This is a genomic window from Niallia sp. FSL K6-0212 (genome assembly GCF_038007605.1).
GTDB classification, from domain to species: Bacteria; Bacillota; Bacilli; order Bacillales; family Cytobacillaceae; genus Niallia; species Niallia circulans.
Window position 1 is genome coordinate 4239871 of sequence record NZ_JBBOXL010000001.1, and the last position, 15374, is coordinate 4255244.

Consider the following 15374-nt stretch of genomic DNA (forward strand, 5'->3'; position numbering starts at 1 on the left):
TATCATCCTTTTTGTAATAGATAACCAACTGATCTAATCGTTTTTATTTCCGGAATAGAAGAAAAAACAGCTAGTTTTTCCCTTAAATTAGCAACATGAACGCGGACACTGTGATACCCTGTAAATTCATCATGCCAAATTCTTGCAATTATTTGTTCATAGGATAATACAATTCCTTCATTCTCCATAAAATATTCTAATAAATTAAACTCAATGGCTGTAAGGTCCACTTCTTGTGTACCAACAGTTACTGACCTTGTGTTTTTGTTTAATATTAGATTGCCGATGGAAAGTATCTTTTTTTCCCCTGAGCCACGATCTCTTGTAAGACTCATTCTTCTTTCAACAGCTTTAATCCTAGCTACTATTTCACTAGGACTAGCGGATTTAACAATATAATCATCTGCTCCAAGTGTAAGACCTCTAATTTTATCAGTATCTGTTTCATATGCACTTAAAAATAGAATAGGGATATCAGATTCTTTGCGAATGTTTTTACAAAAACTAAAGCCATCCATCCCTGGCATCATAACGTCTAGAAGAATACAATCTATTTTTGTTTGATGTAATATATCACTCGCTTCATTCGTATTTTTTGCACTATAGACTTGATAGTTTTCTATTTCAAGAAAATCTGTCATCAATAGGATGATTTCCTCATGATCATCCACGATTAAAATGTTGTTGAAAGTCAATTCAGCCACTCCTCCATCTATCAACAGATCACCGTCCATTAATTTCCATATTTACCGATTATAATTTGAGTCTATATTTTGCTATAGTGATTGTCAATGCAATGTTTATAAAAGTAGGATGATCCTTTGCACCACTCAATTCCTATTAAAATTAGATGGTATTAATCTTTCAGATACTTTTTTTGCTGACCATATAAATACAACAACCTGCCAACTTTACATCATTAACCATCTGAGAAAATATCCTGCACCTCAAAAGTTAGTATTATCCACTTACTGGTTATTTACAAATACTAAACTACAATCATTTTCAAATGATTGTAGTTTAGTATTTGTAGTTCCTTTTCTCCCTACCTGGGGATTCTTCTTAAAAAAAGGAAATAAGTAACTTCTAGCCATTATTGTGCAAAATTATAGATCTTCATTCTTTATTCAACTTCTTTAATATATAAGTACAATAGTTAGAATTATTGATATATTTTAAACTAATGACTACCCATAATAGTGATTGCTCTCTCTTCCATCCTCTGAATTTATCAACAAGGAGAAATTTTTTATATTCATTCTAGCTAACTTCTAAATTCCCTTCTACATCAACCACAATTGTGTGATGCTGCGAGGTGATAATTTCCAGAGGGAATACAGCTGAAATTTTATTAGAGAAGAACCATTCTCTTCCTGGTTTATTAAGGATTAAGAAGATGCCTTTTGATTTATCTCCCATAAAGTTGATGGATGTTAGATCTAAAGGTTTATTATCCCGTTCATTAATTCCCACTTCCATCAATCTTTTCCCTGCGGCTGCTACATCACTGACCGTTACCCCTATCTCACTGATGTTTATAACACTTTCAATAGAAAAAGGAGCCTTATCTTGTTCGGAAATAGAGTTCCTTGAAATAAACTCTACTATATTTCCAGAAGGATCATAAAAATAGAGAGAATGAGCTTGGAAATTGGAAAAATACACTTCATCTTCTCCCTCATCATTAATATTTAAGGCAACCCTTTCTTTTACCCACGACTTTGCTTCTGCAAATTTATTAGCAAAAATGTTAAAAGCAAAGTGGTAATATGGATTCCCCAATACATTTTCTGATGTAAATTTCAATTTGCTTGAACCAGCTTTAATGCAAAAGCTATGACTATCTTCCTTAATCAATGGAAATCCAAGAGTCTCTACATAAAAACTCTTCATTTTTTTGATATTATTCGTTTGCAGAGTTAACAGTTTTACTTCCATTATCTATATCCCCTCTTTCGTTAATATTTCTAATACTCCGTTAATTCTAATATATATCATCCTTAGTAGTCTAAAGTATTGCTTGATGGAGTTACTTCCATTTCATTCACGAGAAATCTCCCTTTCTTAAAGAATCACATCCATCCCGCTATTTGAGGATTGTTTTCAAGCATAGCCAAAACCTTTAGAAGAGATAATATCTGTATCTTTAATTATTACCACACTCCCTCTAACTCCCTTTTGATCATTTCTCATCCCATTGATATAATTTCTTACCCGTTTTAGTTTAATGTAAGTAGATTGTTCCATACTTCCCCAATTAGAATATTAATTTCTATCCTTCTCTTTATATATATTCTCTTACAATTTATGCGTGGGATGTCAAAGGAAATAAGAAATGGTTCGGTAGAGCTTTTAGTAATGGACGGACAAACAATGTATCATTACTCGCTGTTATAAATTTTGTATCGATATTTTTAATCTTGTCATTTGGTGTGAAATAGAAATGAATTCGTTTTATTTCATCGGAAATTAGATAATTTATAATGGTTTCCAATTCCACTTCTTTTCTACTGATGACATCATAAATATGAAGTTGCTCATCTTCCTTCTTAAAGAGAACGATTACGTCTTCCTCTTCGATATAAAAAATTGCGTCGTTAAATACTTGGAGAAAATAAAACATTAATAGTTGCTCGTTATTTTCGACAGCTAATTTGGTTGAAATAGATGTCCGTTTCTTTGCAAATTCCTTCATCAGTAGCAAATCACTTAGATTTTCTATATCTAATTGGCGTATGGTCTTGGTTGGCACCGTTTGTTTTTTTAAATCAGCTATACAAAGAGAAAAGCTGCTTTCTTGTACTTTTTCAAATCCAAACTTCGGATAAAAGTTCAAAACGGTTTCATTCGCAAATAAGTAGATAAAGTCTATTTCATTTTCATGCTTTTCAATGATATGGTTCAGCAATTTTTTAGAAAGACCTTGATTACGAAACTCAGGATGTGTCATTACTGTACCAACTTGAATAGCTTTATATTCAATCCCGTTACACACAACGGTCATTTTGTTGATAGAGGCATTTGCTATTACTTGTTCCCTATAGATAAACGAATAACATATATAGTTATCATTCCAGCAACCATTTTCATCCCATTTACTAAAGTCTATTCCAAATACCTTTTGAGCTAATTCATTAAAGCTTTCTTTATATGTTTCGATATGTTTATAGTCACTTATTAGTTGATATTTTGCCATCCTCCGCTTCCCCCCCAATATAATCTAATAAAAGAATCTTAGCATTCTCATTAAATTATATTTTGCTAAATCTGTAAGATACACCTAATATTTAACTCATAAATAAAAATAAGCCAACGCGACACTTAAAAACGCATTGGCTTATTTTTAACTATTATTCTTTTTTTCTTTTAATACTATTCTTTGAATACTCTTGACAGATAAATAATACCTTGCACTTAATATATTCATATCAGTACCAGCTAGATAATCATTATATATATTCTTATTTCTTTCCTTCAATTCTTGCCTTGTACTTGTGTTAGTCCCCCAGCTTTTCTTATTACTTTCATTCCTTGGTATATAGATACATTCACCATCGATATATTTTTGAACCTCCTTCAACAGTTCAGAAGGTAAAAGTTCCATTGCGTTTTTATAGCTCATTTTGCACTCCTAATAATTTTTTTCGTTTTATTAGAAATAAGCAAAAGCTACATTATGCATTTTACATAGCCTTTGCTATGCAGTAAAAATATACTTTCTCAACTCATATCCTCCCTTTCAGTAACGAACCCTCATTATTCTTAATTAAATCATACCATAATATAGGAAAATAAAAGAAGTTAACATAAGAATTTTCTGTATATTACTAAATAAATTAGAGTGTCTCCTTTAATTTATGAATCTTTGAGTGGGATATTAAATACACATCACCAAAAATGTCCACTTTATCTTCCTTTACTCTTACAACACAATCTTTATTCGATGCATAAATGTCTATTTCCTCTGATAAAGAAGATAGTTCCTTTTGAACCAATGCAAGGTTATTTTCTAGATCGAAATGAGACAGAACCGAAAAATTGCCAAGACTAATTCCATCATAAACAGTGCTTATTTCCACTTCATAGCCAAAGTGTTCAGAGCATAACCATTTTGCGGACATATTGATCGCACCAGCGCTTGCCCCCATTACAACAGCCTTGCTTTTTCGTATCAAATCCGACAGTTCATATTCCTTCAAAAAACTATTTAAATTAAGTGTATCTCCACCCAATAAGAATATAACTGAAGCATTTTCGATTAGAGCATGCGCATCTTTTTTCTGAACACTATAATTAATTAAATGATATGTATCAAACATAATGCCAGCCTGGTCAAGCCAAGATCGTTCTGTAGCCCCCTTCTCTTGAGCACAAAGAGGATTCGAGCTGATCATTACAAGCGATTTTCTATCAGTTATATCCTCCTGCAATATTCTTCCTAGCTTCTCTGGGAAAAAATTGTTAAACCAACCTAAATAATAGTGAGTTTTCATAGCTACCCCTCCTCAAATTTAATTTATCGTGACAAAGACTATCCAGCTTTCTCCAAATGTTACGACTTTCCTTCAAACTATGATTAATTTTACAATATATTAATTTAGAAGATACTGCCGAAAGGATAACGATCTTTAAATGCGCATAATACTATACGATACTCCTTTGAACCCATAAAAAAGTTTTTGTTATAACCTCTTAGATCAAATTCTAAATCTATCATTCTTTCATTTCTTTTGAATAAAAACCCCGAACCGTTATACGAAATTTTGACTACCATTTCCGTATAAGGGTTTGGGGTTATATTTGTTGTATACTCTATTCGTATACTAAATGAAATGAACTGCCATACATTTTAAGCAATTCTCTATGAAATTTTATATTTTAAATTGCTTTATCTTATCTTGTAAATCAGAAGCTAATTGTGCTAATGATGTAGAAGAAGCTGCTATTTCTTGCATCGATGCAACCTGCTCTTCGGTTGCAGCAGATACGTTTTCTGTACTAGCTGCTGCTTCACTTGCCATTGAATTCACTTCCAAAATCGAACCATTAATCGTATTAGTATGTTCTTTTAATTGATCAAGCGATTGACTTACTTCCTCTACTAATATAACTAGTTCTTGCACAGATTGTTCGATTCTATGGAATGATTCTCCTGCATCTTGAACAATTGTTAATCCTGTATCTACATCATTTGCAGCAGTTGTCATCGATAAAGAAGTATTCTTAGAATCAATTTGTATTTGGCTGATAAGATTAGTAATTTGCTCAGCCGATCCTGCTGTTTGTTCCGCTAATTTCCTTACCTCATCCGCTACAACAGCAAAACCTTTTCCTTGTTCCCCAGCTCTTGCCGCTTCGATAGCTGCATTTAATGCTAGTAGATTGGTTTGGGAAGAAATGTCCGATATTACCATAGTAATATCTCCTATTTGATTTATTCTAGTTTCTAATGTAGCTATTGATTCAGCAAGTGTCACCACATTATTATTAATGGATTTCATTTGTGTCGTTACTTCTGAAATACGTTTTGCACCTTCAAGCGATACATCCGCTGTCTGCTCTGCTGTTTCAGCCACTTTTTTTGCACGCACTGTTATATGGCCAGTCGTTTCATTTACATTACGGATGCCAGCTGTACTTGATTCCATCAATCTCATTTGGGTTTCAGAACCTTCTGCAAGCTGCTGGATTGTTTCTGAAATATGTTCACTTGCTTTACTGCTTTCTTCTGAACTGGAGCTCAATTGTTCCGATGATGAAGCGAGATGATGGGACGTTTCCGATAACATTTCAATAAGCCCCTTCATTCCATCCGCCATCCTATTATAACTATCAGATAAAGAACCTACTTCATCCTTCGCCTGATAACTTGATCTTGCAGAGAAATCTCCTTGTCCTCCTCTTTCCATTAAAGCCTGTAGACGTTTAATTGGGTTGACAATCATTGCGGATATATAGAGACCTAATAATACAGCAAGTATTACAGCAACAAATATAACTCCCCAAGAAATATATAGCATTGTCTTATAATACTTGTTATTTTCATTTGATATCTGTTCTGCATTTTCCTCATTTGCTGTTTGGAGTTCATCCAATTGACTGTTAATAATATTTCTCTTCGATTCAAGGTTTTTCGTATAAAGATTATAGGCTGAGTCATTAAAATTATTGTTTGCTAATGATATCACTTCATCTTGAATACTACTAAAGCCTGTATAGGCATCTTTAAAAATTTTATATTCATCCGCTTCTTTTTTGGAAAGCGAAATAGCATCTAACTTTTTGACATATTTATCCGATTCTTCCGAATTCCTTTTAATAGTCTCTAATAACTCTTCATTTCTCTTTTTATCCTCTGTTATCATTAGCTCTATAACTAAGCTGTCGTTTGTGCGGCGATAGTTTTGGATCTTTGCTATGTAAGTATTAGGTATTAAATTTTCTTCATACATTTCTTTAGAACTTTTCGCCATCTCCTTTATACCATATATTCCAAATAATCCGATCAGCACTAGTCCAATAGTACTAAACATAATGATAATCAATATTTTTTTAGAAATATTGATATTTTGTAAAAATTTCATTAAAGCTACCTCTTTTCATTGATCTAATCCTTATATCATATCGACATATATCGACGATACTTTAGCTTAAAAAACAAAAAACTTCGAAGGGCGAAACTGTTTAGGATTATTAGGAAAAAATATAGTACAAAAGGCTTGAATAAAATACAAAAAAGCGAATTTTGCTACATCTATCATTAAAGATAGTTTTCCTAGCAAAATTCGCTTTTTTCTTTTTTTACCAGTGTTCTTTGATAAATACATCTCTTCCTGACTTTTCTCTATCCTCTTTATAATGCTGCTTATTCTTCTTATGGTAATCTTGATGATAGTCTTCTGCTGGATAGAAGATGGCAGCTGGTTCAATTAATGTAACAATTGGCTTTTTAAATTTTCCGCTTGCTGCCATAGCTTGTTTTGATTTCTCTGCAAGTTCTTTTTGCTTATCATTATGATAAAAAATCGCTGTTCGATACTGTGGCCCGCGATCATGGAATTGACCATCTGGATCTGTCGGATCAATTTGCTGCCAATATAACTCTAATAAACGTTCATAGGGAAAGATTTCAGGATCAAAAGTGATTTCCACTACTTCAAAATGTCCTGTCGTTCCTGTTTTCACCTGTTCATAAGTTGGGTTTTCTACATGCCCCCCGCTATAACCTGAAACAATGCCGCCAATACCTGGCTGTTCTTCAAATGGGGATACCATACACCAGAAACATCCACCTGCAAAAGTTGCTTTTTCCATTTATCTCATCTCCCTATAGGTTTGGCCTTATCGTTTATTTTATCAAAAATTAGTGATAATCCTTTTATTAGATAAAAATTAGTATATAATACTTTGAACAAAGATACTATTTTTTTATACTTAAAAGAAAAACTACTTATTAATAGGGAAAGATAAGATGAATACATTACTCATAAAAAAAATGATTCAGAAATCACTTAAACAATATCATATGGAACCCAATTCACTCCCTCTCCATGAATATGAACGATTAGCAGTCCACATCATCGCTTTAAAAAAACAACATCCTGCCCATGAACTTTATGATCTAGTTCAAGATGTTGTTTATAGTTACATTACGAATACACTTTAGCTAATTCTATTTTTTATTTAGAATCCCGCCAACGAGCTTATCTGCAATTCCCGGAAATAGATTATAAAGAACACTTCCCCAATTCATCCACAAAGGTAAATTTAACTCACGTTTTGGATGTAGCATTAATTTTATTATTTTTTCAGCAACTGTATCAGCTGAAAGCATAAATTTCTGCACATTCTTCACATAATTCCCCGTTTTGTCAGCTGTATGAAAAAAATTTGTCTCGATTGGTCCTGGATTTACAGCAGAGATTTTTATATTTGAATTGGCTACTTCCAGTCGGAGACTATTTGTAAATCCTAGAACAGCATGTTTACTCGCAGCATAGGCACTTGATTTGGCTGTAGCGAGTTTCCCTGCCTGGGAGGCGACATTAATGATATGCCCGCCATTATTTTGCAGCATCGAAGGCAATACCTCTTTGGTACAAGCGATAAGCCCCATTACATTTACTTGAAACATTCGATTAACGTCTTCCATCTTTGCTTCATGAACCATATCAAAGATGCCAAATCCTGCATTATTGAGCAAAATATCAATAAAATCAACCTCTTGATATATCTTAGCAAAGACTTCCTTTACTTGCTCCGGATTGCTTACATCTAAAGTAAAATAAATAGCTTGTCCGGGAAACTGATTATTTATTTTCTTGCAAATAGCAGCGAGCTTATCTTCTGAACGAGCAAGAAGGATGGGACGAGCCCCCAAACGAGCAGCTTTTATAGCAATTTTTTCTCCTATGCCAGATGATGCACCTGTAATTACAATGTTCTTTCCATTTAATCCCTTCATTATCCACCTCAAAAAGCACATGCATGATGTAAAAATGCCCATTTACTTATTTCCTAAATAATCATCATTATATTGATATATTATATCGATTAAAACCTACTTTTCTCTTTCTTAGCCTTAATAAAGACAAGATTCCTTTCTCATTTTCACATAGAAGGTTCAAAATAACAACATAGACTTCACTCTTCTTTTTGTAAACAAACAAAATAACGTCTCATATTCTTAGGAATTCCTTTCATCTTAAACACCCCTGAATAAACCAGGTGACGAATCCGATATTCAAGAAAATCGGGATCCATATAAAGATGCTCTTCCTCTATCGTTCTCCAAATAAGCTGACTAGTCTTGATATAATCTAATTTTTCCTTTTCACTCATTCGTTTCAGTACTTCTACAATCGTTTGATCAAAATAATCCAAATCCACCGATACAATCGCTTGGTTTTCCCATATCCTTAAAAGTTCATCAGCATTGGCTATCGATTGCCACTCAGTTGCTAATCCTTCTCTTTGATTAGTTGTTACCATATAGCTGCTATCAATATGGTCTAATATAGATTGTAATAATTCGTTTTTTATTTCTGCTGTATGAATCATTGACTTTTCATTTGGTGCAATTTTTTTAAGGACTTCTGCTGTATCGATAAGATAAAGAGGATTTGATCTTTTTTTAAATATAAACATGAAAAATCTTAATGCTAGCTGTTCTTCGATGTTATTCCCATACCATATATATACTTGTCTTTTATCATCAATGTCATCTAAACTATTCATTTTATTCTGTAGTGCAGTTATGTAAGGATTTTTCTCCTCGAATTCTCGATTAATATTATCATAAATCCATTCAGACCGTTCCTTTTGACCATTATGTACATCCAGTTGACGTAATGGTCCAAACATAAAGGATCCATCTAAGCCGATCACTTCGACATTCTCTTGAAGATTAACAGCTAATCTACCTGCAATATATTGGGATGCGACAAGATGAATAGCTTTTTTATGTTTCACGTTTTTTCTCTTCTGTTGTTTTTTTATCGCTTTGTTGACGCACGTAACTATTTCTTTTAAACTTTCTTCATCCCAAAATAATCCTAGACCTTGCACTGCTTCACTATTTTCATGTTCAAAGTTTTGAAATTCTTGTCTATTTATAATTTTATAAAGAGCAGAATGCTTAGTTTTTTTTATGTCCTCTAATGTAATGTATGTGTATGACTCTATTTTGTAGCAATAGATGAGATTATCATCTATCAAGAAATATAGATAAGAACCATTTATTCTACTCTCCATTACGAATCTCCCTTTTTTGTAAAATTCTAAATTTAATTATACAATCAATGAACTAATTTTCCCACTACTCTATTTTTCTATTGACAGACAAGCCTTTCTTCTTGCATAATCAAATAAATTTATCATAGGAATGCGATGATTAAGATTAGTAAATGATAATGGCTTGCTAGAGAGTGAAGTTCTATGGCTGCAAAACTTCATCAAGATTCATTTCATTGAACCTACTTAGGAGTAGTTAGGCAAACCTAAACGTCAACCGTCGTTACCGGAAAAGAGTTGTATAATCACGCGCATGTGCAGATTATAATTGAACTAAGGTGGTACCACGGAAAAAACCTTTCGTCCTTTCATTATGACGAGAGGTTTTCTTATTTCCATACAACGATTTTATAGGAGGAATAAAAATGAAGAAAATTGCTATTATTGGTGCTGGTTCTATGAGCGAAGCGTTAATTTCTGGGATTGTTTCTAGTAAATTGCAGGAGAGTACAGAAATTACCGTCACAAACCGAGGGAATGTAGAAAGACTAATTGAACTACAAAATCGCTATGGTGTTGACTACTCTTTCGATTTAAAAAAATTAGTTGGAGAAGCTGATGCCATTATTCTCGCAATGAAACCGAAAGATGTAAAAGAAGCTACTGTACAATGGAAAAATTATATCACAAAAGAAACACTGCTCATTTCTGTTCTTGCTGGCGTAAATATGGACAGTCTGCAACGGCTGATCGGACTGGAAGTTCCCATTGCGCGTGCTATGCCCAATACTTCGGCAACAGTCGGGAAATCAGCAACAGGTATTGCCTTCAACTCCTTTGTAGAAGAACCACAAAAAACTTTCGTCCTTGACATATTTGAAACAGTTGGATTCGTTACATTTGTTCATGAAGAACAATTAGATGCTGTAACCGGTCTTTCTGGTAGCGGCCCAGCTTATATCTATTATTTAGTGGAAGCGATGGAAAAAGGAGCTGTAAAAATCGGACTAAATCGGGAAGTAGCTAATGAGTTGATAGTGCAGACAATCCTCGGCGCAGCAGAAATGATCGCATCGTCCTCCAAGAGTGCTCTTGAGCTCCGCAAGAATGTAACTAGTCCTGGTGGCACAACAGAAGCAGGAATAAACATTCTTGAGCAATATGATGTTCAGAAGGCTTTCATTTCGTGTATGGAAGAGGCAGCGGCCCAATCAAAAAGGATGGGAAAAGCACTTACAGAAGAACTTAAACTGTCTAAATAACGTTATTTAAAAATAAAAAGGATGTTGTGTGCTTTTTTGACAACATCCTTTTTAGCTTATATCTCGTATTCTGAAAAATCTTCTGCCATATATGTATTGGGAAAGATGGCTCTCGCTTCCTGCAACAATTGTTCTGTTAATGCTTGATCATATCTAGCACTAATATGTGTAAGAATGAGACAGTCTACATTTGCCCTTTTAGCTGTTTTTGCAGCTTGTACCGTTGTAGAATGATAGTATTCCGTTGCTATGGAACTTTCTTTTTCCGAAAAGGTTGCTTCATGAACCAATATTTTTGCCTCTTTTGCCAAAACCTCAGCAGAAGCACAAGTTCTAGTATCTCCTAAAATAGTGACAATTCTCCCTTTAATATTCGGGCCAAGAAAGGTTTTGCTGCCTATGACAGTACCGTCATCAAGGATGAGGTCTTCTCCCTCTTTAATTTTTTTATAAATAGGGCCAGGCATTATTCCAAATTGTTTTAATTTAGCTGTATCTAATTTTCCAGGTCGATCCTTTTCTATAATCCGATAGCCATAACTTGTAACACCATGCTCAAGTATTTTTGCTTCTACGATAAAATCATGTTCTTCCAAAATAATACCTTCATCGATTTCTATAATATTTAGCGCATACTTTAAAAAAGTTTTGCTGACAGCAAGGCTGATCTGTACATATTCCTTAATTCCTTTCGGTCCATATATCGTTAGTGGTGTCTCTCCTCCTTGGAAAGATCGACTGGAGAGAAAACCTGGTAAACCATATAGATGGTCTCCATGCAAATGGGTAATAAAAATTTTATCAATTCTTCTTGGTTTAATATTGGTATGTAAAATCTGGTGCTGCGTTGCTTCTCCGCAATCAAACAGCCAAATACTCCCCTTCTCTTCTAAAAGCTTTAAAGCAATCGCTGTTACATTTCTTGATTTAGCCGGAATACCTGCACCTGTTCCTAAAAATTGCAACTTCATAATAAGCTTGCTAATCCCCTTTCGTTTTCTTCCTGTCATGAAATCCTCTGTATAAATAAAAGCGTATCATTAAATACTAAATTAGAATAGATGAATTAAGTATACTTTACTAATGCCTGTTTATCCAAATCCCTAAATCTTTTAACTAGTAACTTTTGCTAATATATTGTAATATCATGTTGGATGAATGAAAAATTTCTGCTGTAAATACAAATAGTAAAAATATTTGCAAAAATTACAAACAAATTTGTTGCTATCTCCTTAAGAAAAAGATAAAATTTTATAACTGTATAGGTACATGTATTATTTAAGAGAAAATGCACCTTTGTAAAACAGCAATTTAATAATTTTCATACATATATAAATGAAATGAGGTACAAGAAAGTGAATGAAAAACAAACATCAAATGCACTTATTATGATCTTCGGGGCAACAGGAGATTTAGCCAATAGAAAACTTTTCCCCTCTCTTTATCGATTGTATAAAAAAGGAAAATTAGCAAATTTTGCGGTTGTAGGCGTTGGGAGAAGAACATTAACACAAGAACAGTTTAAGCAAAATGTTGTTAATTCTGTATCTGAAGCAATTGCAAGTTCTAAAAATGATGATCTTGAGACATTCGCTTCTTATTTCTGCTATCATTCACATGATGTTACAGATTCAAGTTCTTATGTAGAGCTAAAAAACATTGCTGATGAATTAGATGTAAAACATAGTTTAAATGGTAATCGTGTATTCTACTTAGCAATGGCACCTGAATTCTTTGGTCCTATCGCGATTCATTTAAAGCAGGATGGACTAACAGAAGTAAAAGGGTACAAACGTCTAATTATCGAAAAACCATTTGGTCATGATTTAGAATCAGCTAAAGAACTAAATGAACAAATTCGAACTGCCTTTTCTGAAGATGAAGTATATCGAATTGACCACTATTTAGGAAAAGCGATGGTTCAAAATATCGAAACAATCCGTTTTTCCAATGCAATTTTTGAAAATCTTTGGAATAACCGCTATATCAGTAACATTCAGATTACTTCAAGTGAAGTATTAGGCGTGGAAGAACGTGGAAGATATTATGAAACAAGCGGGGCACTTCGTGATATGGTCCAAAACCATATGCTGCAAATGGTTGCACTACTTGCAATGGAACCTCCAATTAAACTTACACCAGATGAGATTCGCTCAGAAAAAGTGAAAGTTTTCCGTGCTATGCGTTCTGTTGAAGTAGATGAAGTTGATAAATACTTTGTAAGAGGACAATATGGAAAAGGACTTGTGGAAGATGTTGAGGTACCGAGCTACCGCGAAGAACAAATGGTAGACCCTAACTCCAACACAGAAACTTTTGTCGCTGGGAAAGTAATGATTGATAACTTCCGTTGGGCTGGTGTTCCATTCTATATCCGTACTGGTAAAAGATTAGAAAGTAAATCAACAAAAATAGTGGTACAATTTAAAGATATTCCAATGAATTTATATAATCGTCCAAATCAAGAAATTACACCAAATCTTCTTGTTATTCATATTCAGCCTGAAGAAGGAATTACTTTACATTTAAACGCTAAAAAAGCAGGACAGAATATGGAAGCAACACCAATCAAGCTAAGCTATGCTAATACTGGTATTGCAGGAATCAATACGCCAGAAGCATATGAAAAGCTAATTGACGATAGCTTGCATGGAGACGCTACTAACTTTACTCATTGGGATGAAGTGGCATTATCTTGGAGCTATGTGGATAAAATTTCCCAAGCATGGGAACAAACACCTGCTACTCAATTCCCTAATTATGCTTCTGGTACAATGGGACCAAAAGAAGCAGATGAATTATTAGAAAAAGATGGTTTCTTCTGGTGGCCAGTTAATCAATTTGAAGTAGATGTTTGCTAACTCACCCTTCAAGTGACTGTCTAAAAAAACGTGAATCTTATTGTATTCACGTTTTTTCTTTCCCTAAATTATGATTTCAATCTAAGGAGTTTTTCATGAAAAAAATCAAATTAATCCTAACTGTCATTCTCGTATTCCTTTTATATAATTTACTCGTCTTCTACTTAGGATGGAATGGTTATGCATGGCTTGATTCCTTCAAACTATTAACCTATCCATCCATATATATTGGAGCAGTTATTCTTTTCTCCTATGCATATATTATCAGCCATTTCCTTAAGTCCATTACCATATTTAAAATACTTGGCGCGTATTGGCTTGCCATTTTTGAATATGGTATCTTACTGTTCCCACTAGCTAATTTAGGATGGCTTATATTAAACCAATTTATTCCGTCTGAAGATGCCACCAAAATAGTAGGAAGCGCTGCTGCAGCAATTCTTCTATTTTTACTTATTTACGGAACATTTAACGCTTACTCTCCTGTGATTAGAACTTATAAACTCGCAGTAGCTAAAAAACAAGCGAAAAGAGACTCTCTGAGGATTGCTATGGCTTCTGATATGCACTTTGGCACTTTATCAGGTAAAAGTCATCTAAACCGTCTCGTAACAAAAATAAACGGCTTACAACCAGATTTAATCTTACTGCCTGGAGATATCATTGATGATGATCCTATTCCTTTTTTGAAAAAGAATATGGGAGAGCAATTAAAGGTATTACAAGCTCCTTTAGGCATTTATGGGGTATTAGGTAATCATGAATATTACGGCAAAATGATTCCAACCTTTCTAGAAGAAATGAACCGAATCGGTATTCGCATCTTAATGGATGAAAAAGTAACTATTGATGAAACCATTCGATTAATCGGTCGTAAAGATAAAACGGACCAAAAGAGACTTTCCATTCCTAGCCTTCTTGAGAGTGAAAGTAACCATCTACCAATTATGATGATGGATCACCAGCCAGATGAACTGGAAGCAGCAATGAATGATGGGATTGATGTTATTCTATCCGGTCATACACATCGTGGTCAAATGGCACCAAACCATTTAATTACCAAACGAGTTTTTGAATTAGATTGGGGCTACAAGAAAAAGAAGCAGCTTCATGCAATTGTTTCCTCTGGATTTGGATTCTGGGGACCGCCCATTAGAATTGGCAGCAGATCAGAAATTGTTTATATTGAAATAACGTTCAAAGGGTAAATTGCTTTACTTTTAAGTTATTTATTTTTGTGAAAAAATAGTTTGCTAGATAAATGTGCTGCTTGCTATAGCAGCATATTTTTTTGCCTTCTCGTTGTAATTTGTTTGTAGATTTTGTAGTTGTTTAAATTCTTTGGATACGTAAAATTTATGTATGAAGGTCACTTTACTGCCTTTTTCTTTTTTGGTTGGTTCTAAACTGGCTGATGAACGCCTTTTTTCTGCTTTTCTCTCTTCATTGTGGTCTTCATTCAACCTATGAACACCTCTTTTCTTCCTCCTTCTCATATTTTTGGCTTTCATCCATCTTG

The 15374-nt window shown here is 33.8% G+C and carries 15 protein-coding genes and 1 other annotated feature; of the genes, 4 read left to right on the forward strand and 11 right to left on the reverse strand.

The window, feature by feature from the left end; all coding sequences use genetic code 11:
- Positions 1–2: 2 nt before the first annotated feature.
- The 7 genes from MHH96_RS20370 to msrA all read right to left on the reverse strand — a co-directional run bounded on the left by MHH96_RS20370 (position 3) and on the right by msrA (position 7314).
- On the reverse strand, positions 3–695 hold the full coding sequence (locus MHH96_RS20370) for a response regulator transcription factor (RefSeq protein ID WP_235850124.1): 693 nt from the start codon (positions 693–695) through the stop codon (positions 3–5).
- A 565-nt stretch (positions 696–1260) separates the two neighbouring features.
- Positions 1261–1938 (reverse strand): VOC family protein, encoded by a 678-nt coding sequence (locus tag MHH96_RS20375; RefSeq protein WP_047941082.1) that lies wholly within the window; start codon positions 1936–1938, stop codon positions 1261–1263.
- A 367-nt stretch (positions 1939–2305) separates the two neighbouring features.
- Positions 2306–3196, reverse strand: coding sequence for a GNAT family N-acetyltransferase (locus MHH96_RS20380; RefSeq protein WP_047941083.1), 891 nt, complete (start codon positions 3194–3196; stop codon positions 2306–2308).
- 147 nt (positions 3197–3343) lie between these two features.
- Entirely contained in the window at positions 3344–3622 is a 279-nt protein-coding gene (locus MHH96_RS20385) for a CD3324 family protein (protein ID WP_047941085.1), read from the reverse strand.
- 214 nt (positions 3623–3836) lie between these two features.
- A complete protein-coding gene (locus MHH96_RS20390; protein WP_047941086.1) occupies positions 3837–4493 on the reverse strand; it encodes a Type 1 glutamine amidotransferase-like domain-containing protein in 657 nt (218 codons plus the stop codon).
- Positions 4494–4871: 378 nt separating this feature from the next.
- Positions 4872–6584 carry a methyl-accepting chemotaxis protein gene (locus MHH96_RS20395; RefSeq protein WP_047941088.1) on the reverse strand — a complete coding sequence of 571 codons (1713 nt, stop codon included), beginning with the start codon at positions 6582–6584 and terminating at the stop codon, positions 4872–4874.
- A 217-nt stretch (positions 6585–6801) separates the two neighbouring features.
- Positions 6802–7314 carry a peptide-methionine (S)-S-oxide reductase MsrA gene (gene msrA, locus MHH96_RS20400; protein ID WP_047941089.1) on the reverse strand — a complete coding sequence of 171 codons (513 nt, stop codon included), beginning with the start codon at positions 7312–7314 and terminating at the stop codon, positions 6802–6804.
- Positions 7315–7471: 157 nt separating this feature from the next.
- Between msrA and MHH96_RS20405 the strand changes: the two genes are divergently transcribed.
- Complete coding sequence (locus tag MHH96_RS20405; RefSeq protein ID WP_047941091.1) at positions 7472–7666, forward strand: YqzH family protein; 195 nt, start codon at positions 7472–7474, stop codon at positions 7664–7666.
- Between the two features lie 6 nt (positions 7667–7672).
- Here MHH96_RS20405 and MHH96_RS20410 read toward each other — a convergent pair whose 3' ends face one another.
- Together MHH96_RS20410 and MHH96_RS20415 are read right to left on the reverse strand one after the other, a co-directional pair.
- The gene (locus MHH96_RS20410; RefSeq protein ID WP_047941092.1) at positions 7673–8464 is read right to left on the reverse strand and encodes an SDR family NAD(P)-dependent oxidoreductase; all 792 of its coding nucleotides are present in this window, start codon (positions 8462–8464) and stop codon (positions 7673–7675) included.
- Positions 8465–8643: 179 nt separating this feature from the next.
- Positions 8644–9753: a DUF1835 domain-containing protein gene (locus MHH96_RS20415; RefSeq protein WP_047941093.1), complete on the reverse strand. Its 1110-nt coding sequence runs from the start codon at positions 9751–9753 to the stop codon at positions 8644–8646.
- A 126-nt stretch (positions 9754–9879) separates the two neighbouring features.
- Positions 9880–10103, forward strand: a binding site (T-box leader).
- 54 nt (positions 10104–10157) lie between these two features.
- Between MHH96_RS20415 and proC the strand changes: the two genes are divergently transcribed.
- Complete coding sequence (gene proC / locus MHH96_RS20420) at positions 10158–10994, forward strand: pyrroline-5-carboxylate reductase (protein ID WP_047941094.1); 837 nt, start codon at positions 10158–10160, stop codon at positions 10992–10994.
- 56 nt (positions 10995–11050) lie between these two features.
- Here the strand turns inward: proC and rnz are convergent, their stop codons facing one another.
- A complete protein-coding gene (gene rnz / locus MHH96_RS20425) occupies positions 11051–11965 on the reverse strand; it encodes a ribonuclease Z (protein WP_341118141.1) in 915 nt (304 codons plus the stop codon).
- Positions 11966–12382: 417 nt separating this feature from the next.
- On the opposite strand from rnz, the gene zwf reads away from it, so the two are divergent.
- Positions 12383–13855 carry a glucose-6-phosphate dehydrogenase gene (zwf, locus tag MHH96_RS20430; RefSeq protein WP_047941354.1) on the forward strand — a complete coding sequence of 491 codons (1473 nt, stop codon included), beginning with the start codon at positions 12383–12385 and terminating at the stop codon, positions 13853–13855.
- Between the two features lie 95 nt (positions 13856–13950).
- The gene (locus MHH96_RS20435; protein ID WP_047941095.1) at positions 13951–15063 is read left to right on the forward strand and encodes a metallophosphoesterase; all 1113 of its coding nucleotides are present in this window, start codon (positions 13951–13953) and stop codon (positions 15061–15063) included.
- Positions 15064–15108: 45 nt separating this feature from the next.
- On the opposite strand, the gene MHH96_RS20440 is transcribed toward MHH96_RS20435, so the two are convergent.
- Entirely contained in the window at positions 15109–15318 is a 210-nt protein-coding gene (locus tag MHH96_RS20440; protein ID WP_047941096.1) for a hypothetical protein, read from the reverse strand.
- Positions 15319–15374 lie beyond the last annotated feature (56 nt).

Excerpts from the sequence above, each read along its gene's own strand:
- MHH96_RS20395 (WP_047941088.1), bottom strand. The coding sequence starts at position 6,584 with ATGAAATTTTTACAAAATATCAATATTTCTAAAAAAATATTGATTATC.
- proC (WP_047941094.1), top strand. The coding sequence starts at position 10,158 with ATGAAGAAAATTGCTATTATTGGTGCTGGTTCTATGAGCGAAGCGTTA.
- MHH96_RS20380 (WP_047941083.1), bottom strand. The coding sequence starts at position 3,196 with ATGGCAAAATATCAACTAATAAGTGACTATAAACATATCGAAACATAT.
- MHH96_RS20390 (WP_047941086.1), bottom strand. The coding sequence starts at position 4,493 with ATGAAAACTCACTATTATTTAGGTTGGTTTAACAATTTTTTCCCAGAG.
- MHH96_RS20435 (WP_047941095.1), top strand. The coding sequence starts at position 13,951 with ATGAAAAAAATCAAATTAATCCTAACTGTCATTCTCGTATTCCTTTTA.
- zwf (WP_047941354.1), top strand. The coding sequence starts at position 12,383 with ATGATCTTCGGGGCAACAGGAGATTTAGCCAATAGAAAACTTTTCCCC.
- MHH96_RS20415 (WP_047941093.1), bottom strand. The coding sequence starts at position 9,753 with ATGGAGAGTAGAATAAATGGTTCTTATCTATATTTCTTGATAGATGAT.
- MHH96_RS20405 (WP_047941091.1), top strand. The coding sequence starts at position 7,472 with ATGAATACATTACTCATAAAAAAAATGATTCAGAAATCACTTAAACAA.
- MHH96_RS20375 (WP_047941082.1), bottom strand. The coding sequence starts at position 1,938 with ATGGAAGTAAAACTGTTAACTCTGCAAACGAATAATATCAAAAAAATG.
- MHH96_RS20410 (WP_047941092.1), bottom strand. The coding sequence starts at position 8,464 with ATGAAGGGATTAAATGGAAAGAACATTGTAATTACAGGTGCATCATCT.
- msrA (WP_047941089.1), bottom strand. The coding sequence starts at position 7,314 with ATGGAAAAAGCAACTTTTGCAGGTGGATGTTTCTGGTGTATGGTATCC.
- rnz (WP_341118141.1), bottom strand. The coding sequence starts at position 11,965 with ATGAAGTTGCAATTTTTAGGAACAGGTGCAGGTATTCCGGCTAAATCA.
- MHH96_RS20385 (WP_047941085.1), bottom strand. The coding sequence starts at position 3,622 with ATGAGCTATAAAAACGCAATGGAACTTTTACCTTCTGAACTGTTGAAG.